General features: G+C 63.7%; 19 protein-coding genes and 1 tRNA gene. 10 read left to right on the forward strand and 10 right to left on the reverse strand.

Translation table 11 applies throughout. From position 1 onward, the window contains the following. The first annotated feature begins 63 nt into the window (after nt 1–63). The 3 genes from AC1RHV_RS24795 to AC1RHV_RS24805 all read left to right on the forward strand — a co-directional run bounded on the left by AC1RHV_RS24795 (nt 64) and on the right by AC1RHV_RS24805 (nt 1,318). A complete protein-coding gene (locus AC1RHV_RS24795) occupies nt 64–504 on the forward strand; it encodes a Fur family transcriptional regulator (RefSeq protein WP_054457561.1) in 441 nt (146 codons plus the stop codon). Then, the gene (locus AC1RHV_RS24800; protein ID WP_054457562.1) at nt 501–920 is read left to right on the forward strand and encodes a hypothetical protein; all 420 of its coding nucleotides are present in this window, start codon (nt 501–503) and stop codon (nt 918–920) included. The genes AC1RHV_RS24795 and AC1RHV_RS24800 overlap by 4 nt, the downstream gene beginning before the upstream one ends. A 110-nt stretch (nt 921–1,030) precedes the next feature. Then, on the forward strand, nt 1,031–1,318 hold the full coding sequence (locus AC1RHV_RS24805; protein ID WP_119451420.1) for an MSHA biogenesis protein MshH: 288 nt from the start codon (nt 1,031–1,033) through the stop codon (nt 1,316–1,318). A gap of 11 nt (nt 1,319–1,329) precedes the next feature. Here AC1RHV_RS24805 and AC1RHV_RS24810 read toward each other — a convergent pair whose 3' ends face one another. From AC1RHV_RS24810 to AC1RHV_RS24830, 5 genes are read right to left on the reverse strand one after another with little or no spacing between them, the layout of a single operon-like run. Then, nucleotides 1,330–2,349 (reverse strand): fumarylacetoacetate hydrolase family protein, encoded by a 1,020-nt coding sequence (locus tag AC1RHV_RS24810; RefSeq protein WP_492302198.1) that lies wholly within the window; start codon nt 2,347–2,349, stop codon nt 1,330–1,332. Then, nucleotides 2,346–2,888 (reverse strand): VOC family protein, encoded by a 543-nt coding sequence (locus AC1RHV_RS24815; protein ID WP_054457565.1) that lies wholly within the window; start codon nt 2,886–2,888, stop codon nt 2,346–2,348. Before AC1RHV_RS24815 ends, AC1RHV_RS24810 begins: the two co-directional genes overlap by 4 nt. A gap of 8 nt (nt 2,889–2,896) precedes the next feature. Continuing rightward, complete coding sequence (locus tag AC1RHV_RS24820) at nt 2,897–3,874, reverse strand: Bug family tripartite tricarboxylate transporter substrate binding protein (RefSeq protein ID WP_492302199.1); 978 nt, start codon at nt 3,872–3,874, stop codon at nt 2,897–2,899. A 30-nt stretch (nt 3,875–3,904) separates the two neighbouring features. After that, a complete protein-coding gene (locus AC1RHV_RS24825; protein WP_054457567.1) occupies nt 3,905–4,108 on the reverse strand; it encodes a hypothetical protein in 204 nt (67 codons plus the stop codon). Continuing rightward, nucleotides 4,105–5,748 (reverse strand): FAD-dependent monooxygenase, encoded by a 1,644-nt coding sequence (locus AC1RHV_RS24830; protein ID WP_492302200.1) that lies wholly within the window; start codon nt 5,746–5,748, stop codon nt 4,105–4,107. Before AC1RHV_RS24830 ends, AC1RHV_RS24825 begins: the two co-directional genes overlap by 4 nt. A gap of 172 nt (nt 5,749–5,920) precedes the next feature. Here AC1RHV_RS24830 and AC1RHV_RS24835 point away from each other — a divergent pair, with 172 nt between their 5' ends. Next, entirely contained in the window at nt 5,921–6,661 is a 741-nt protein-coding gene (locus AC1RHV_RS24835; protein ID WP_225589009.1) for a helix-turn-helix transcriptional regulator, read from the forward strand. A gap of 25 nt (nt 6,662–6,686) precedes the next feature. Here AC1RHV_RS24835 and AC1RHV_RS24840 read toward each other — a convergent pair whose 3' ends face one another. Beyond that, a complete protein-coding gene (locus tag AC1RHV_RS24840; RefSeq protein WP_054457570.1) occupies nt 6,687–7,652 on the reverse strand; it encodes a LysR substrate-binding domain-containing protein in 966 nt (321 codons plus the stop codon). A 626-nt stretch (nt 7,653–8,278) separates the two neighbouring features. On the opposite strand from AC1RHV_RS24840, the gene AC1RHV_RS24845 reads away from it, so the two are divergent. The 6 genes from AC1RHV_RS24845 to AC1RHV_RS24870 all read left to right on the forward strand — a co-directional run bounded on the left by AC1RHV_RS24845 (nt 8,279) and on the right by AC1RHV_RS24870 (nt 15,793). Then, on the forward strand, nt 8,279–9,625 hold the full coding sequence (locus AC1RHV_RS24845; RefSeq protein ID WP_125472049.1) for an MFS transporter: 1,347 nt from the start codon (nt 8,279–8,281) through the stop codon (nt 9,623–9,625). Then, nucleotides 9,625–10,716 carry a M14 family metallopeptidase gene (locus tag AC1RHV_RS24850; protein WP_492302201.1) on the forward strand — a complete coding sequence of 364 codons (1,092 nt, stop codon included), beginning with the start codon at nt 9,625–9,627 and terminating at the stop codon, nt 10,714–10,716. The genes AC1RHV_RS24845 and AC1RHV_RS24850 overlap by 1 nt, the downstream gene beginning before the upstream one ends. After that, nucleotides 10,716–11,807 carry a M14 family metallopeptidase gene (locus AC1RHV_RS24855; protein WP_119451418.1) on the forward strand — a complete coding sequence of 364 codons (1,092 nt, stop codon included), beginning with the start codon at nt 10,716–10,718 and terminating at the stop codon, nt 11,805–11,807. The genes AC1RHV_RS24850 and AC1RHV_RS24855 overlap by 1 nt, the downstream gene beginning before the upstream one ends. Before the next feature lie 88 nt (nt 11,808–11,895). Beyond that, nucleotides 11,896–12,162: a transposase gene (locus AC1RHV_RS24860; RefSeq protein ID WP_175163501.1), complete on the forward strand. Its 267-nt coding sequence runs from the start codon at nt 11,896–11,898 to the stop codon at nt 12,160–12,162. Nucleotides 12,163–12,233: 71 nt separating this feature from the next. Continuing rightward, the gene (locus AC1RHV_RS24865) at nt 12,234–13,976 is read left to right on the forward strand and encodes a GGDEF domain-containing protein (protein WP_175163500.1); all 1,743 of its coding nucleotides are present in this window, start codon (nt 12,234–12,236) and stop codon (nt 13,974–13,976) included. Nucleotides 13,977–14,158: 182 nt separating this feature from the next. Then, nucleotides 14,159–15,793, forward strand: a complete 1,635-nt coding sequence (locus AC1RHV_RS24870; RefSeq protein WP_492302202.1) for a methyl-accepting chemotaxis protein — start codon at nt 14,159–14,161, stop codon at nt 15,791–15,793. Between the two features lie 192 nt (nt 15,794–15,985). On the opposite strand, the gene AC1RHV_RS24875 is transcribed toward AC1RHV_RS24870, so the two are convergent. From AC1RHV_RS24875 to AC1RHV_RS24890, 4 genes are all read right to left on the reverse strand, one after another. Continuing rightward, nucleotides 15,986–16,061, reverse strand: a tRNA-Lys gene (locus AC1RHV_RS24875). Nucleotides 16,062–16,194: 133 nt separating this feature from the next. After that, complete coding sequence (locus tag AC1RHV_RS24880) at nt 16,195–16,992, reverse strand: MetQ/NlpA family ABC transporter substrate-binding protein (protein ID WP_054457577.1); 798 nt, start codon at nt 16,990–16,992, stop codon at nt 16,195–16,197. Nucleotides 16,993–17,047: 55 nt separating this feature from the next. Continuing rightward, complete coding sequence (locus AC1RHV_RS24885) at nt 17,048–17,701, reverse strand: methionine ABC transporter permease (RefSeq protein WP_042796433.1); 654 nt, start codon at nt 17,699–17,701, stop codon at nt 17,048–17,050. Then, on the reverse strand, nt 17,658–18,746 hold the full coding sequence (locus AC1RHV_RS24890; RefSeq protein WP_054457578.1) for a methionine ABC transporter ATP-binding protein: 1,089 nt from the start codon (nt 18,744–18,746) through the stop codon (nt 17,658–17,660). Before AC1RHV_RS24890 ends, AC1RHV_RS24885 begins: the two co-directional genes overlap by 44 nt. Nucleotides 18,747–18,944 lie beyond the last annotated feature (198 nt).

The raw sequence follows: 18,944 nt of genomic DNA on the forward strand, positions 1-18,944 counted from the left end.
CGGATCCAGTTGGAAATGTACATCATTCTCACCTGGATATCAGCCACGCAAGGAAAACCTCCCATGGACCACTCAAGACTGCGCCATGCCGGCATCAAGGCCACCTTCCCGCGCATGAAGATCCTGGACCTCTTCTATCAGCACGCCGGCCTGCACATGAGCCCGGCCGACATCTACCGCAACCTGCTCTCAGACAGCAGCAACATCGGACTGGCCACCGTTTATCGCGTCATCACGCAACTTGAAGGCGCCGGCCTGCTCAAACGAACTCAGCTCGACGCCCACACCACCGTGTACGAGCTCAACGACAAAGGACACCACGACCATCTGGTCTGCACCGATTGCGGACGGATCCTTGAGTCCAGCGACCCGGCCATGGGCCAGCTGGTCAGGAAGATCGCCAAGCGCAGCGGCTTCCTGCTGGACTCCTACAGCCTGGTGCTTTACGGCCACTGCGGCTGCGGCAAGAACGCCGCCGCCCTTCCTCACGGAGAATTCGAATGAACCACGAACAGTTTTTCTTCCACGACCTGTCCCAGTTTCCCATCGTCACGTCCAGGCATGGCGGCGCGCCCGACGGCTATTCCGCCAGCTGGATACGCGAAATGGAAATGCTGGTAAACAACCCCCAGAGCTTCGTCATGGTCGTGCCCGACATGCGGCAGGAAGCCGGCCAGGCCGACCGCAAGGCCATGATCGAATGGCAGACCGCCAACATGCCGCGCCTGAAGGCCCGCTGCCGGGCATTCATCGCCGTGGAGGGCAATGCCGAAGCGTTGGACAAGATCCGCAAGCGCGGCGAAAAGATGACCCGCGCCTTCGGCGTGCCATTCCTGGCCGTGGCCACCGTCGGCCAGGCGGCGCAATGCGCCCGCGAACTGCTGGGCCAGTCGGGCCCGGGGGGCTTTATCGTCGACTAGAAGGGCCCGTCGATTTAAGTGTTGGCCGCCAGCGCCGTTGTCCATTGATGTCAGGGCGCTGGTACCCGCCGGGTTGCGCGCCCCTTCAACCCCAGGACCGGCCGCCCAGCATGAATCGCGCACTCGCCTGCATTTTTTGCCAATCGACGCTTGCGCAAGGCGCCCCGCTGCTCGAACAGAACGGTGCAGCCATCTGCAAGACCTGTGCCGACAGCTTCTCGGCCCGGTTCTCCGAACGCGCCTGGACCATGGCGGCCAGCCTGCAGGAACAGCTCGACGTGCTGCTGGACGAAAGCCGGCGCGCCCTGGCCCATAGCGAATTGATGGCGGAGCGCGCCCGCAGCTGCGGCCTGAACCTGCACGATCTGTCGGCCATGCCGGCGCGCACCCTGTCCTGAAATCTCCGCCGTCAGCGCCCTCCTCCTGCGATTTGCACACGTTGGTCGATGGCGCCGAACGGCGCATCGCCATCCGGTCCGCGCGCCAGGATGCGCACGCGATCGCCATGCCGCAGGTAGGGCGGCAGCCGCGCTTCCGGCACTCCGTCAAGCTGCGCGCGAACCCGCGCTTCGGTAATGCAGGCGCTGCCCGCGCCCGGATCCGCATTGCTGATGGTCCCCGCGCCGATGATGCTGCCTGCCGCCAGGCTGCGCGTCCTGGCAAGGTGCGCGATGATCTGTGCGAAGTTGAAGACGATCTCGCTATTGGCGTGAGGCTCGCCAAAGCGCTCGCCGTTGATCTCGATGCGCACGGGCAGGTCCAGCATGCAATCCTTCCAGGCGGCGCCCAGCGCGTCCGGCGTCACCGCGATGGGCGCAAAGCTGGTCGCCGGCTTGCTCTGGTAGAACCCAAAGCCCTTGGAGAGCTCACCCGGAATCAGCCCGCGCAGTGACACGTCGTTGAGCAGGACCACCAGCGCGATCAAATCGGCGGCCCGGGCGGCATCGGTGCCCATGGGCACATCCTTGGTGATCACGGCGACCTCGGCTTCCAGGTCGACCTGATGGGCCTCGTCGATCGCCACGATGGCGTCCTGCGGCCCGATCATCACGTCCGACCCGCCCTGGTACACCAGCGGCTCCTCTTCGTAGCGCGGCGGGATGGGCTCCCGGCGCCACTGGTAGATCAAGCGCGCATGATTGCGGTAGACGGAGGCATCCGCCCACTGATAGGCCCGTGGCAACGGGGCCATGCACTGGCTGGCGTCGAACGCGCCCGCGCCCGCCCACTCGGCGGCGTCGAGCTCCTGCGCGCGGCGGGCGAGCTGCGGCGCCAGCGCATCCCAATCATCCAGCAGGGTTTGCAGCGTAGCGGCGCAGCTCCCCGCGGATATCCATCGCAGGCCCGACGGGCTCACCAGCATCAGCTCGCCGTCACGCGTGCCGTTCCTGCGCGTCGCCACGCGCAATGGCAAGGCAGGCTTGGTCATGCCAGTCTCCCCGGCGCCGCCGCGGCGCCCCGCTTGTCCTCGGTCCAGCGGTCCAGCGCCGCGCGGGCCTCCCGCACGTAACCCTCGACGACTTCGGGCGCGGCCACTTCGACCGTCAGCTCCAGCCGCAGGCCGTTGGGATCGAAGAAATAGATCGATTCGATGTAGCTGTCGTGGTCCGTAACGCCGACCACTTCCACGCCATGGGCCTCCAGCCGCGCCTTCATGGCAAGCAGATCGTCGCGCTGCGGCACCCGCAGGGCTATGTGATTGACCCACCCGGGCGTGTTCGGCGATGGCAGCGCCGCGGTCTGGTCACCCAGGTCGAAAAACGCGATGCAGGAGCCGTCCCGCATGCGGAAAAAAATATGCACATAGGGGCAGAATTCACCGGTGCTGGGCACGGAGTCCTTCTTGATGACATGCACCAGCGGCAAGCCCAACAGGTCTTCGTAGAAGCGTCGGGTCTCCTCGGCATCCCGGCAGCGCCAGGCGAAGTGATGCAGTCCCTGCACGGGACGAGCGGCGGTATGGTCCATGCGATTCCTCAATCGAGCGAGATCTTGTTGGCGCGGATGACTTCGCCCCAGCGCGCCGATTCGGCGCGCGCCAGAGTCCTGAATTCATCAGGCGTTCCGGGCAGCGGCTCGAAGCCGAACTCGGCAAAGCGTTTCACCACGGCGGGATTGGCCAGCGCCGCATTCAGCTCCTGGTTCAGGCGCGCGACCGCTGGCGCCGGCATGCCCTTGGGGCCGAGCATGCCCTGGAACGCGAACACCTCGGCGTCCGGCACGCCCAGTTCGGCCAGCGTCGGCACATCCGGCAGCAGCGGAGAACGGGCCTGCGAGCCGATGGCCAGCGGCCGCACCTTGCCGGCCTTGATGATGGACGCGCCCGAAGCCAGGTCCAGGAACATTACCGGCACCTGCCCGCCCATCACGTCCTGCATGGCGGGCGCAGCGCCGCGGTAAGGCACGTGGGTCAGACGGGCGCCGGTCCGGCTCTGGAACAGCTCCATGGCCAGATGATGCGGCGAGCCGTTGCCGACCGAAGCGTAGTCCACCTTGCCCGGCTCAGCCTGCACGCGCGCCATGAACGCCTTGAAGTCCGCAGCCGGAAACGCCGGATTCACCACCAGCACCAGCGGAAACTTGCCGATCGCGCCGATATAGCTGAAGTCCTTTTCCGGACTGAAGGCCAGCTTGCGGAACAGGTGCTCGTTAAAGGCCAGCACGCCGTTGTCCGCCGACATGACGGTGTAGCCGTCGGGCTTGGCGTTGGCGACCTGCTCCGCGCCGATATTGGTCGCGGCCCCCGGCCGGTTGTCGATGATGATCTGCTGGCCCAGCGCGGCGCGCATGGACTCGGCCAGCGTGCGCGCGAGGTTGTCGGTGCCTCCGCCCGCGGGATACGGCACCACCCACTTGATCAGTTGGTCGGGATACTTGCCCTGGGCGCGGGCCAGCGGCGTGGCGGCGGCCAGGGCCGTGGCCCCCAGCGCCGCGAGGAAATGGCGTCGGTTCAAGTCTGTCTCCTTTGGAATGGTCGTCGCCGGTCAGTCGGCTGAAAGCGAAGGATTGGGCAGGTCAAGCAAGGCGTGCTCGATGGCGTCCAGGCAACGCTGCTCGTCCTGGACCTGCTCGAACAACAGCAGGGCCAGGCGCGCCAGAAACAAGGACTCACGCCCGCGCCCGGCGGTCGCGATGGCGTTGCTGCAGCGGGCATAGATACGGTCCTGGACCGCGGCGTCGACAATCATTGAATGGCTCCTTGCGCCCCGCAGGCGCGTTCGATGGCGGACAGCACGGTGTCCAGCGATGGCGAACGCCACCGGCCGCAGACATGGCCGTCGGGCCGCAACAGATAGGCCATGCCGGCCTGCGGCGACTCCGCGTGCGCCGCAGGCGCGGCACAACGGCAAGGCAGAAACCGCCACGCAGGCGAAGCCGTCAGCGCTTCCAGCGCCTCCTGTTCCGGCCAGCCGCCGAACGCCAACAAAGTGAAACTGCCAGGCGTCAGCAGATCGGTCAGGTGCCCGCCGCCCGCCGTCCCGCCGTCCGCCAGCGGCGCGCCTGGCGCCCAATCGCCCCCGCCCTCGTCATCCGTCGACAAGGGCGATCCCGCATAGGCGATGGCTCGCGTCTGCCGCGGATTGACCAGACGCGCGATGCCCGGATGCCGGCCCGCCAGCGACAGGCAGGCCTCGCGCATCAGATCGAAGCCGCGATGCGGCGGCGACATGAACTCGGTACTGCGCATGGCGTTCTCGGCATTGATGTGGAACGCCTGCCGCCGTTCGCCGCAATAGCTGTCCAGCAGAGCATCCGCGCCCTTGCCTTGCAGCACGGCCGCCAGCTTCCAGACCAGGTTGTCGGCATCGTCGAAACCTGAATTCAAGCCGCGCACGCCGAAAATCGGCATGGCATGCGCGGCGTTGCCAGCGAACAGGATGCGGCCATGCCGATAGGCATCCAGCGTCATCGCGCCCGCGCGGTACACCGAAGTCCACACCGGCGTCCAGGGCAGATGTCCTTCGCCGATGGCGTCCAGATGCGTCTGCACGAATGCCTGCACCTGATCCGGCTGCAAGGCTTGCGCGGCATCCGCGCCGGCCGCCAGTTGATAGTCCACCCGCCAGATGTTGTCCGGCTGGCGATGCATCAGGATGGTGGTCCCGCGCGCCCAGGGCGGGTCGAACCAGGCGCGGCGCTCCGCAGGATGGTCGCTGGCGAGCTCGATATCGACGATCGCGTAGCGGCCTTGATAGCCCGTACCCTTCAGTTCCAGACCCAGGCTGGAGCGTATGAAGCTCTGGCCACCATCGCAGGCCAGCAGCCAGTCGGCGCGCGTCTCGTAGCTGCCAAGCGGATTTTCGACCCGCACGCTCACGCCCCCGGCGTCGGGACGGCATTCGACCACCTTGCTGGCCCAACGGATATCGACCCGCCCCGGGAAGCGGCCATTGATGTCGTCAATGGCGTCCAGCAGGAACTGTTCGATGTAGTACTGCTGCAGATTGATCATCGGCGGGTACTTGTCGCCCGGCGTCGACGGCATGTCGAACGCCAGCACCTCCTCGGTGCCGTAAAAGCTGCGGCCCCGGGTCCACGCCAGGCCTTTTTCCATGAAGGCCGGCGCCACGCCCAGGCGGTCCAGAATTTCCAGGCTGCGCCGCGAAATACAGGCCGCGCGGCTACCCTCGCAGACCGAGTCGTCGGCCTCGATCACCACGCTGTCCAGGCCCAGTCGGGCCAGACCCAGCGCGGCCGCCAGCCCCACCGGACCGCCGCCCGCAATCAGCACGCGATGATGCCGGGCCTCACCGCCTTCCGCGTTGAGCCGGGGCAGCGACGGCGGGTAGCGCCGGTACTCGAAGGGTCCGATTCTTTCCAAGGGCATGCGCAAGTCCTGAACGTGTCATAAAAAAAAGGCCGTGTTGGCTTGCGTCATATTCTGCGGGGCCGGACTGGTTAATATGTCCTAATTAATCAGGACAGACTAACCCGCTATGAAATTGCTGCCGCTGCCGCCGCGGCCCCTTCCTCCCGGCCAGGCGCTGAGCATTGCACTGATGAATGCAATCGGCGCCGAAAACTTCGCCGCCGGGGTGCTGGACGCGCTGGGCACCACCTTGCCCGCCAGTCATTGCACGGTGTTTGCGCTGCGCAGCAGCGGGCGTGTGGAAGCCGTTTCGAGCGCCAGCGCCATCGGTGAAGTCGCAACGCTGACCGCCATCGAATACATGCGCCTGGGCTTCGACAAGCAGGACTCCAACATGATCTGGCTGTCCCGGCGCAAACCCGCCAAAGCGCGCCAACTCTGGATCGGGCATCAATTCGCCGAAGAGGTCGCCGATGCCCACTACCGCCGCGTCTGCTATGACGAGCCCGGCATACGCGAACGCATGTCGCTGCTGGCCGTGTTCCCTGACGGCTACCGGGTGGCGGTCAGTCTGCACCGGAACTTTTCGTATCCGGACTACGGTCCCAAGGACTTCGAGCGCATGTCGCAACACGCGTCGCTGATCGCGGCGGCAGTCATGCGCCATGTCCAGGTGACCCGGCGCGCGCCCGCGGACCAGCCGCTGCAGGTACAACTCTTGACCAAGCTATCGGGCCGCGAACGGCAACTGATCACGCATGTGCTCGACGGACTGACCACCAAGGAAGCAGCCCTGGAAATGGGCGTGTCCGAGACCACTGCCCTGACCTATCGCTACCGGGCCTTCCAGCATCTGGGCGTGCGCAACCATCGGGAGCTCATGGCGCTGCTGGGCGCGAGCCTTCCCAAGCGCGGCAGGCCGGCGCGCTGACCCAAATTCCGGGCGACAGCCGGCATCACGGCAGGGCCAGTCCCGCGGAGTCCATGAGACCGGATTTTTGCGCGCTGGACCGCCCTTCCTTGGAGGCAGCGAACATGGAGTCCCGTGTGGCGATCAGGCAATCGATGAAGCACTCGGCGGCCGGCGTGGGCGGCGACTCCTTTTTTGCCAGGATCGAAATGCGGGCAGAAGGCAACTCATGCGCCAACGGCATCATGCGCATGTTCGCCGGCAGGAGGTCATGCTCGAACAAAGGGCGTACGAAAATGCCCAGCGCATCGCTTTTTGCCATGATGGCCAACGCCACTGCCACCGAATGGCAGGAAATGGTGTCGCGCGGCAAAGACAGGCCGTGCGCGGCGAAAGCCAGCCTCAGCAGGTTTGTGGGGGCTTCCGGGTTACCCGGCACGAGCCAGGGCGCGTCATGCAACTCAGCCAGGCTGCGCGCCTTGCGCAGCGGATGCCCCAGACGCGCGCCGACCGCGAGCGGCAGCGTGAACAGCGGACGATGCGCGAAACCGTCGATGATCTCGCCGTCGTACTCGGTTTGCACCAGAAAATCGTAGCGTCCGGACTCCAGCTGCTCATGGCTGTAAGGCGGCGCCACTTCATTGAACGAAACCGCCACGCGCGGCATGCGCGCGCGGAATGCAACCAGCGCGTCCGGCACGACGACCAGCGCCGCCGAACTCACGGCCAGGTTCAACGTACCGCCTTCACCATCGCGCATCTGACCGATTTCCTCACGCGCGCGGCGGGTCTCCTGCAGGATGACGATGGCCCGTTTGTACAGCGCCTCGCCGTAGGTAGTCAGCTCCACACCCTTGACGCTGCGGCGCACGAGATCGACCCCCACGGTCTGTTCGAGTTCGCGCAAGCTGCGGGTCGCGGCGGGCTGCGTCACGGAGAGCGCTCGCGCCGCGGCGCGGATGCTGCCGTGCTCGGCGATCAACGCGAAGGCGCGCAATTGGCGTAGGTTCATGCGTTCGGCTCCGGCGGACTTTTGCGGAATACAAAAGGACAGATCACTGCGCGCAACTTCGGTTTTTCATTCTATGGCAACCATATAGCAGCGGCGCACAGATGTGCTCGCGCGGAATTCACCGGCAGCCTGCGGCAGGAACGCCGCCACCGGCGCGGCCACCATTCATGCAAGGCACGATTCGCCCCCGGGGTATATGCGCAGGACTTTCCAGGTCACCCGCCCTATAAGGAAAAGTATTCATTAGAACGCAAATCCTGTCTTTTTCTTATTTCAAGGCGTCCTTATAGTGCCTCTCAAAGAAGGGGGGCCGAGACCCGGATGCACAGACCGCGCCCCCCCGAGAGACACCAGGGAAAACCATGCCTGCCGATCGGCGTGGCCGCCCCATGACGACACTGACGCGCCTGTGGCGTGACGCCCCGAATCTGAATCGCCATTCCATGTTGGCGACCGGATCAAAACACTGGGGGAAAGGGAGGCTGCTCTATATAAAAAAGTGTTCACCAAATCGAATTTTCTTTCTTTTTCTTATCCAAGGGCATCCGTATAGTGCCCTTCGAGAGGCGAGCCCAAGGCCCGGGACCACGGATCGGCGCACCTCTCACCAGACACCAGGGGAAACCATGTCTATCGCAATCGCAGCGACCGCGTCCAACGCGCTCCACACGCCGTCCATGCGCCGGCGCGTCATCGCTGGCACCACCATCGGCAACGCACTTGAATTCTTCGATTTCACCGTTTTCACCTTTCTGATGCTGGTGCTCGGCCCGCTGTTCTTCCCGGCCGCCTCGGGCTACGGCCAATTGCTCTTGACCACCGCCACCTTTGGCGTCGGATTCCTGATGCGCCCCGTGGGCGGCATGCTCATCGGCTCCTATGCCGACCGCCACGGCCGCCGTGCGGCCATGACGCTGACGCTGTGGATGATGGGCCTGGGCTGTGCCTTGATCGCCGTGGCCCCCACGTATGCGCAAATGGGCATGGTCGGCCCGGTCATGATGGTGCTGGCCCGACTGATCCAGGGCTTCGCCGCGGGCGGCGAGGTCGGCGCCTCCACCACCCTGCTGGTTGAACATGCGCCACGAGGCAAGCGCGCCTTCTATTCCAGTTGGCAGTTCGGCAGCCAGTCGCTGGGCGTAATGCTTGGCGCACTGGTCGTGACGCTGCTGACCATGGGGCTGACAACGGAACAGATGCAGGCCTGGGGCTGGCGCGTGCCATTCGTGATCGGCATCCTGACCGTGCCCGTGGGCGCCTACATCCGCCGGAACCTCGAAGAAACGCTGACCAGCTCGCCTCAAAACACCGGCAAACCGCAACGCGCGACCGCGCACCGCGCCACCACTCACCAACCTTTGCGCCGCGTCTTCGCCGACTACAAGGTCACCATACTCAAGGGCATCCTGTTGCTCATCGGCGGCATGGTCAGCACGCAGATCCTCAGCTTCTACATGCCAGCCTATGCCAACCGGGAATTGGGCTTGCCGGCGACGTCCACGCTGTCGGCAAGCGTCGTGTTCGGCGCTGTCGGCTTCCTGATTGCGCCATTTGTCGGCATGCTTGCGGACCGCTATGGCCGCAAGCGCGTGATCTTCTGGTCGCGCCTGGCGACCCTGATCGTCCTGCTGCCCTGCTTCCAGTGGCTGATGACCGCACCCAGCACCGAACGGCTGATGTTGCTCGTCGCCCTGTTTGCGGTACTGGTGGCGCTGCAGTCGGCGCCGGCATTCACGATGCTTCCCGAACTCTTCCCCAAGGCCGTACGCACGACGGGCATGTCGGTCGTGTACGGACTGGGCATCTCCGTGTTCGGCGGCTTCGCGCAGTTCTTCGTGACCTGGCTGCTGCACGTGACCGGCAACTCCATGGCGCCGGCGTGGTTCCTGATGGTGGCGATAGCTCTTTCAACAGTGGTGCTGTTCTGGATCGACGACCGCACCCACGACGACATCGACGCTCAGGAGGCCTGATGCAGCTCGGTTCCAGCTACTTCTCGCGCAGCTACGAAGAGGCTCGCCACCGTTTCGTGCTCGCGGCCAAACCACTGGCCACGCACTTTCACTCCTACGTCATCGAACCCGCGGGCCGCGCAGGCGAAGCGTTGGCAACCGATGTCGCGTTGATCGGCCCGCCGGACGCGGAACGGCTGTTGATCATGACCTCCGCCACGCATGGCGTGGAAGGCTTTTGCGGCTCGGGCTGCCAACTGGCCCTGCTGGACGACGCCGCCATGCTGGAACGCGCCCGCAGGGCCGGTGTGGCGTTGCTGCTCGTGCACGCAATCAACCCTTACGGGTTTTCCTGGCTGGCGCGTACGAACGAAGACAATGTCGACCTGAACCGCAATGACCAGATCTTCGACGGACGCCCCCTGCCGCAGAATTCCGGATATGCGCAGATACATGATCTGCTGCTGCCCACGGAATGGCCGCCCACGGCTGCAAATATCGCGCGCATCGACGCCTACGTCGCCGAACATGGTCGGGCGGCTTTTGCGCAGGTCGTGACCCGCGGGCAGTACACGCACGCCGACGGCCTGTTCTACGGCGGCAACCACACCACTGCGTCGCTACTGAATCTGCGCCATATCCTGCAACAGCACGGCAGTCGCAGCAAGCATATCGGCTGGATCGACGTACATACAGGATTGGGGCCTCACGGTCACGGCGAAAAAATCTACGCGGGCCGCCGCGACGCTGCCGCGGTCGCCAGGGCCCGCCAATGGTGGGGCAGCGATATCGCGGTTCCCTACGAAGGCAGTTCCGCATCGGTGGACATTACCGGCCAGTTGGCGGGCCTGATCTACCAGACTTGTCCGGACGCCTTGCACACGCCGATGGCGCTGGAATTCGGCACCGTTCCCCTTGACGCCATGATCGAAGCGCTGCGCGGCCGCAACTGGCTGCTTGCCCATCCAGAGGCCGACGACGCCAAGCGCGACGCCATCCTGAGCGCCACGCTGGATGCGTTCTACTGCAACGCCGCCGATTGGCACGGCATGATCCTGGGCCAAAGCCGCGTGGCCGTTCTGCAAGCCCTGTCCGGCTTACAGGAGGCCTGATGCTAACCAGCGCGAGCTACTTTTCCCGCAGCTACGCCCAGGCGCGCGAGCGTTTTGCGCAGGCGGCCAGGCCGCTCGCCGATTCGTTCCACTCCTATGGCATCGACCAGACCGGCAGCGAAGGCGAGGCATTGAGCACCGATGTCGCCTACATCGGCGACCCCGACGCCGATCGGATTCTCATCATGACATCCGCCGTGCTGGGAGTGGAAGGATTCTGCGGCTCCGGGTGCCAGCTCGCGCTGCTCGACGATACCGTCATGCTGGCCCGCGCACGAGAGGCCGGCGTGGCCTTGCTGCTGGTGCATGCGGTCAATCCTTACGGCTATTCCTGGATCGCCCGGACGGACGAGTACAACATCGACCTGAACCGCAACGGACTGCCCTTCGACGGACGACCGCTACCGGCAAATCCCGAATACGCAAGGCTGCACGACCTGCTGCTGCCCGAGGAATGGCCCCCCACGGAATCCAACCAGCAACTGATCGCCCAGTACATCGCCGAACACGGCCAGTCCACATTCGCGCAAGCGGTCTCGCGGGGCCAGTATTCGCACGCCAACGGCCTGTTCTATGGCGGTGACCGTCCGGCGGCATCGCTGCAAAACCTGCGCCGTATCCTGCACGAGCATGCGCGTACGCGTACCCATATCGGCTGGATCGACGTGCACACCGGCTGGGGACCGCGCGGCCACGGCGAAAAACTCTACGCCGGCCGCCACGACGACGCCGAAGTGGCGCGCGCACGCCAGTGGTGGGGAAGCGACATCACCGTTCCCTATCAAGGCAACTCGGTGTCGGTAGATATCTCCGGCCAGCTTGCCGATCTGATTTATCAGGCCTGTCCTTTGTCGCTGCCGACGTCGATGGCCATTGTTTTCGGGGCTGTCCGTTTCGACGCCATGGTGCATGCGTTGTGCGGCAGGAACTGGCTGCACGCGCACCCCGAAGCGCCGGACGAATTGCGGCGGACCATCCTGCAGACCACGCTGGACGCGTTCTATTGCAACGAGGCGAATTGGCACGGCATGGTGCTGGGACAAACCCGGGTTGCAGTGCTACAGGCGCTACGCGGCTTGCAGGTAGCTTGACGCAATGAGTCAAAGCGATTGCTCGGGGTGTACGCGCTCATGGTTTGAAAGGAATTGACTTCGTCTCAGGATACGGGGGGTGCATAACATGGATCGGTTGGGCTTTACGGAAGAACAGATCAGGCATGCGTTGAGACAGGCGACGCTTGGCACGCCGATGTCTGACATCTGCAAGCGCATGGGCGTGAGCGTAGCGATTTTCCACGAGTGGAAGACGCATTACGACGGGCTTGCGTCCTCTGAACTGAAGTTGCTGAACAAGCTGGAAAGCGAGTGCAACCGGCTTGAACGCCTTATCGCCATCCTGGCGCTCAACAAAGTGATACTGCAGGACACGCTCGGAGCCAAGGAGTGAATCGCGCGCGACGCGGCAAGTCTGCCGCTATCCCTCCCGCCTGTTGAAATCTCTTCGTCCGCACCGTTCTTTTGAAATCCCTGAACCGCTACACGGTGGCCTATGTCATCGGCGTGCTCATCCCGGTCAGCGCGCTGATAGGCATTCAACTTACGCATAGCTGGCGGGCCCACGCGGCGGCGCGCGATGCCATGTCGAGCCTGGGCGTCGTCCAGGGCACGCTGGAGGCGATGGCTACCGTCCTGATGGAACGCGGTTCGATGAATGCGGCGCTGATTGAAGGCCAGCCGGTATCCGAGGCCAGACAGCAAGAACTACAACTCGCGCGCAACGCCAGCGACAACAGAATTGCCGAGCTGCTGGAACTGCACCGAACCCGCAGCTGCGACAGTTGCAGGGATGTCCGAGCCACCATCCAGCACATCGCGCGGACCCTGGTCCAACACCGCGCCGCCGCAGATCGGCTCATCGCCAGGCCGCGTGCGCTGATCAGCGCGCAAGAGCTGAATGACGTGGTGGTCATCATGGCCGGGCTCATTCCCGCTCTCGAGGAAACCGCGCTCGACAACTCGGCCGTCGTGATCCGACATGAAGTCGAAAGCCCCGGCCTCATGACCATTGCCATGCTTGCTGCAGGCCTGCGCGAACAAGCCGGCCTGCTGGGATCCTCCTTCATGCCCGCACAGGTTCAGCGTCGCCCTCTCAGTGACTTGGAAACGCAACGCATCGAACAGCAGCTTGGACGCGTTTCGCAATTGCGTGCGTTGCTTGAAGTACAGCTTTCCACCCATGCGGACCTCGAGACGCGCGCTTATCCCCGAGTTCAGTTTGAGTATTTTGGCGCAGGCCTGGAGTACATCGAAACCTTGCGCCACACGCCGCCTTCAAGCGCTGACTCGCCCAGTCCGCAGGCGGGCACGCAGGAGCGTTATGTTCCGCTGATGCAATCCATCGTCGACTTCCGCGATGAAGTGCTGAGCGTATTGGAAAAGCTCCTGGAACGGCAACGCGTCAACGCGGTGACGGAACTGGTCACGACCACAGCGGTCGCCATCGTGCTGTTGCTGGCCGCCACCTGGGGATTCACCAAGTTCCGCTGGCGTCTGATACGACCATTCGTCGTGGCGACCGAAATCATCAACTCCATCAATGACAACGCCCCCGCGCCAATCTCCGGCGCCGGCTATCGGAAGGAAGTCCGCGGCCTGTTCGACGCCATTCAGAGATTGAAGGAGGACGCCATCGCCAAGTCCCGGACAGAGCATGAACGCGAGCGGCTCATCGCCGATCTGGCGACCTTGGCGGAGACAGACTTCCTCACGGGGCTGCTCAACCGTCGCGCATTTCACGTCCGCGCCGTAGCCTTGTGCGCAAGCCTGCATGAGCCGGAACAGATGCTGACTTTGATCGTCTTCGACATCGATCATTTCAAGCGGATCAACGATTCCTACGGCCACGCCGGCGGCGACAACGTGCTGGTGGCGGTGGCCCAGGCATGCCATCAGACATGGCGGCGCACCGACATCGTTGCGCGCATCGGCGGCGAAGAATTCGCGGTGCTATGCACGGTTCCCAGCATGGCGCAAGCAAGCGCAATGGCGCAGAGCATGCGCCGCCGCATCGAACGCCTGACGGTCCCTGCCGACGGCAGGACCATAACGTCGATCACCAGCAGCTTTGGCGTGGTCTGCGCGCGGGCAGATGAAATCAGCGATATCGACGCGTTGCTGAAGCAAGCGGACGCACTGCTCTATCGCGCCAAGGCCTCTGGCCGCAACTGCGTCATCACGCAGTCCGACAACCCGGCGCGATAAATCGATGGATGGCTTTCACCTGCGCCGCGCGGGCTTGCGCGGCGTGATCTACGGTCGCCTACAAAATAGGAAAAAGTGCTTGGCGGAACAAAATTTCTGTCTTTTGTCGCGCGCAGCGCGTCCGTATAGTCCGGACAGCGTGAACCGAATACAGAGATTCCATTTTTGAAAGCGAAACTGAAATGAAGCCATCAAAGCTGAAGATGCGTACTCGCCTTGCCATGGGTTTTGCGATGATCATGGTGGCGCTGCTGGTGTCCGGCGTTCTCGGCGCGTTTGGCATCCGGGCGTTGGAGCAGGATGTCTATCAGATCACCTCGATCAACAACGAACAGCGGCGCCTGGCGATCGACATGCGCTACCAAGTCCAGGAACAGGCCATCGCGATCCGCAACATTCTGCTCCTCACGGATCCGTCGGTGCTGAAGGCCGAATTACTGCGAGCAAATGAAGCGGAGAAACTCTACAACGAATCTCGAGACAAGCTGGGTGGCATGTTCTCCAGCCGCTCTGGCACCACCAACGACGAAAGGCGTCTGTTCGCCGCCGCCGGCGTTGCACAACAAGACATGCGTTCGCAGTTCGTGCGTGTCATGGAAGAAGGATTGAACGGCGACCGCCAGAACGCGCAACATCTGCTGGAAGAGGAACTGCGGCCCAAGCAACGCGTGCTCCAGGAAACGCTTTCCACACTCGCGGCGCTCGAAACGCAGATCAACGACGCACGCGCGGCGGATACCCGAACGTTCGCGAACCAGTTGCAATGGGCTGTAGGAACGACCGTCATGATCGCGCTGCTGCTTGGGGTGCTTGCTGGCTGTCTCACGGCGCGCAGCATCCTGCGCCAGCTGGGTGGCGATCCCGGCGATGCACAAGTCCTGGCGGTAAGCATCGCGGATGGCGATCTGACCAGCCGACTGCAGCTCGATTCCCGCTATGACCACAGCTTGATGCATGGTCTGGAATCCATGCGATCACGTCTATCCAGAATCGTCGATGCAATCAAATCGTCGGCTTCGTCGATTTCGACGGCTGCTGGTCAGATTGCCCAAGGCAATGCAGACCTGTCGCACCGTACCGAGGAGCAGGCCGCCTCTCTGGAAGAGACAGCCGCCAGCATCGAACAGCTGACGTCCACCGTGCGACTGAATCAAGACAACGCGGCAAGCGGAGACGAGGTAGCCATTGAAGGAGCCAAGGCAGCCGAGAAAGCTGGCAGCGTGGTGTCCGAGATGCTCGCAGCCATGACAGAGATTTCCGCCAACTCCGAAAAGGTCGCTCAGATCGTGTCGCTGATCGAGAGCATTGCATTTCAGACGAACATACTTGCGTTGAACGCTGCGGTGGAAGCCGCCAGGGCCGGGGATCAAGGCCGCGGCTTCGCCGTGGTCGCCGGCGAGGTCCGGGCGCTGGCTCAACGCAGCGCCACATCCGCAAGGGAAATCAAAGACCTGATCGAGACCTCCACTTCCGTGGTCCAGGCCGGACGGGATCTCGCCGCGCGGGCTGGCCAGGACATGGAGAACGTCGTGACCTCGGTGATGCGCATGAAGACAATAACAGGAGAGATCGCCACCGCGTCGCGCGAACAAGCCATCGGTATTGAACAGGTCAACGTCGCCATCGCGCAACTGGACTCCGTGACACAGCAGAACGCGGCATTGGTCGAGGAATCAGCTGCCGCGGCGCATTCCATGGCGGAACAGGCGCGCGACCTGCTGCATGCGGTCGAAGTGTTCAAGACGGCATCGTCCCAGCCGCCGCGGCATGTGCCGATGGCGGAGCCGACCCTCATCGCGTTTGCGGCCTCTACGTAAGAGAGCAACACGAATGGACCGGCTGCAACGCGCGCCGGTCCAGCAGCGGCTTCAACCCGGCCACAAGCCGAGTCCATAGCCAGGTCATGAACCACAATGATCAAGAAGCAAAAAAAACGCCGCTAGAAATAGCGGCGTTTTTCTTGAGTACAGCAATGCTTGGACAGCCATTGCTTTGTACGAGAATTGGGGTGGTGGGTTGTGCGAGACTCGAACTCGCGACCAACGGATTAAAAGTCCGCTGCTCTACCGACTGAGCTAACAACCCGACCGAAGCCAGAAATTATGGCCGATTTGGCGCCGTTTGTCAAAATTCGGTGCAAGGCCCCAACCCATAACTTCCACCGAGCAACAAAAACGGCCGCTCGCGACGGCCGTTCCTGGAGCTGGCGGTGCTGGGCTTACCAGGCGGCCACCACCGCGCCCTTGTACTTGGTCTCGATGAACTGCTTCACGGCCGGGCTGTGATAGATGGCGATCAGCTTGGCGAACTCGGGACGGTCCTTGTCCTTTTCACGTACGACCAACACGTTGGCGTACGGCGAGTCGGGCGATTCCTGGGCGATGGCGTCCTTGGCGGGATTCAGGCCGGCTTCCAGCGCAAAGTTGGTATTCACGGCCGACGCATCGGTGTCATCCAGCGAGCGCGGCAACTGAGCAGCGTCGAGTTCGATGAAGCGCAGTTTCTTGGGGTTCTCGACCACGTCGATCGGGGTCGCCTTCAGGCCGACATCGGGACGCAGCTTGATCAAGCCGTTGGCCTGCAGCAACAGCAGGGCGCGGCCGCCATTGGTCGGATCGTTCGGCAGCGCAATGCGGGCGCCTTCCTTCAGCTCGGACAGCGACTTGATCTTCTTGCTGTAGATGCCGATGGGGAAAATCACCGTCTTGGCGATGCTGACCAGCTTGTAGCCGCGGTCGGCGTTGGCGTTGTCCAGATAGGGCTGGTGCTGGTAGCTGTTGGCGTCGAGGTCGCCCGAGGACAGCGCGACGTTGGGCTGCACGTAGTCGGTGAATTCGATGACCTGGATGTTCAGGCCCTGCTTGGCGGCTTCCTGCTTCACCACATCAAAGATCTGGGCGTGCGGGCCGGCGGTCACGCCGATCTTCAGCGGCTTGTCCTGGGCCAGCGCGGGCTGGGCGAAAACGGCGGCGCCGAGTGCGAACGCGGCCAGCGACTTCAAAACCTTGATGCTCATGTTGCAGTATCCCGAATGTCGGAAGTGAGGAGAAATGGATGCGGCGCCGGCAGGATCAGCGATGCGAGATGCGGCGCACGTAACGGTCGCCCAGGCTCTGGATCACCTGGACCAGGACGATCAGCACGATGACGACTGCGGCCATCACGTCGGACTGGAAGCGCTGGTAGCCGTAGCGGATGGCCAGGTCGCCCAGGCCGCCTCCGCCGATGGCGCCGGCCATGGCCGAATAACCGATCAGGCTGACGACAGTGACGACCGTGGCTGCGATGAGGCCGGGCAAGGATTCGGGCAGCAGCACCTTCATGATGATCTGCATGGGCGACGCGCCCATGGCGCGCGCCGCGGTAATCAGCCCCGGGTCGACTTCGCGCATGGCGTTTTCGGCGATGCGGGCCATGAACGGAATCGCGGCGACCGACAAGGGCACGATGGCGGCGGTGGTGCCGATGGAGGTCTGGGCCACCAGGCGCGTGAACGGGATGATCGCTACCATCAGGATGACGAACGGCACCGAACGCGTGGCGTTGATCACCGCGCCCAGCACATGGTTGACGGACTGGTTCTCGAGCATGTTGCCGCGGGCCGTCACCGTCAGGATCACGCCCAGCGGAATGCCGATCACCACCGCGATGGCGCTGGCCACGCCCACCATCAGCAGGGTGTCAAGCAGCGACGTAATAAGCAGGTCGATCAGTTGCGGACTCATGAGCTATTTCTTCAACGGTAATGTCACGGGCGGCCAGCGCGGCAATCGCGTCCTTGACCGATGCGGGCGCGCCTTGGGCCAGCACGAACATCGTGCCCACGGCCACGCCCTGGATGTCTTCCACGCGCGCCTGGATCAGGCCCACGTCCAGCGAATACTGCTTGTACAGGTCGGACAGGAAGGAGCCCGACGCGTCGGTGCCGGTCAGCGACAGGCGCAGCAGACGCACGGCCTGGCCCGGCTTGGCGGCGGCAAGCGCCTGGATGCGCTCCTTGACCGCGGCCAGCGTGGCGTCGGTCAGGTCGGACGCGGTGGCGGCCGACACCATGGCGCGGGTCACTTCGTGGCGCGGCTGCGCGAACACTTCGCGCGTGCTGCCCATTTCGACGACTTCGCCCTGCGACAGCACGGCGACGCGATCGCAGACCTCGCGCACGACTTCCATCTGGTGCGTGATCATGACCACGGTCACGCCGGTCTTGCGGTTGATGTCGCGCAGCAAGGCCAGGATGTTGTGGGTGGTTTCCGGATCCAGCGCGGACGTGGCTTCGTCGCTGAGCAGCACGTCCGGATTGTTGGCCAGGGCGCGGGCAATGCCGACGCGCTGCTTCTGGCCGCCGCTGATCTGGCTGGGATAGCGGTCGCGCAGATGCTCCAGGCCCACCAGCGCCAGCAGGCGCTCGACGCGGGCCGGAATCTCGGCCTTGGCCACGCCGGCAATTTCCAGCGGCAGCGCAACATTGCCGTACACCGTGCGGCGCGACAGCAGGTTGAACCCCTGGAACACCATGCCGATGCGGCGGCGTTGCTCGCGCAACTGCGCCTCGTTCAAGCCGGTCAGGGACTGGCCGCCGATGGCGATCGATCCTTCATTGGGCCGCTCCAGCAAGTTGATGCACTGGACCAGCGTGCTTTTGCCGGCCCCGCTGGGGCCGATGATGCCGAAGACCTCGCCCTGCTTGATATGCAGGTTGATGCCGCGCAGCGCCTGGAATTGTCCGTGCGGCGTGGCGTAGGTCTTGGATAGGTTCTCGATCTGAATCATGGCAAGCGATTTTGTATCTTTTCTCTTCTACAGAGAACGACTGTTTCTTTCATTTTTTATAACTACAAGTAATATAAGAGCCCGTACCCGCGCCCGGTTGCGTCCCTAAGGAGCACACGCCATAACGCGGAAAGGGCAGTCAGGAAGGAAAGCCTTCCTGACTGCCCATTTTGTGCCGGACCGGCCGCAGCCGGCTTT

The sequence above is a fragment of the Achromobacter sp. GW823-FHT04E03 genome (assembly GCF_058796095.1).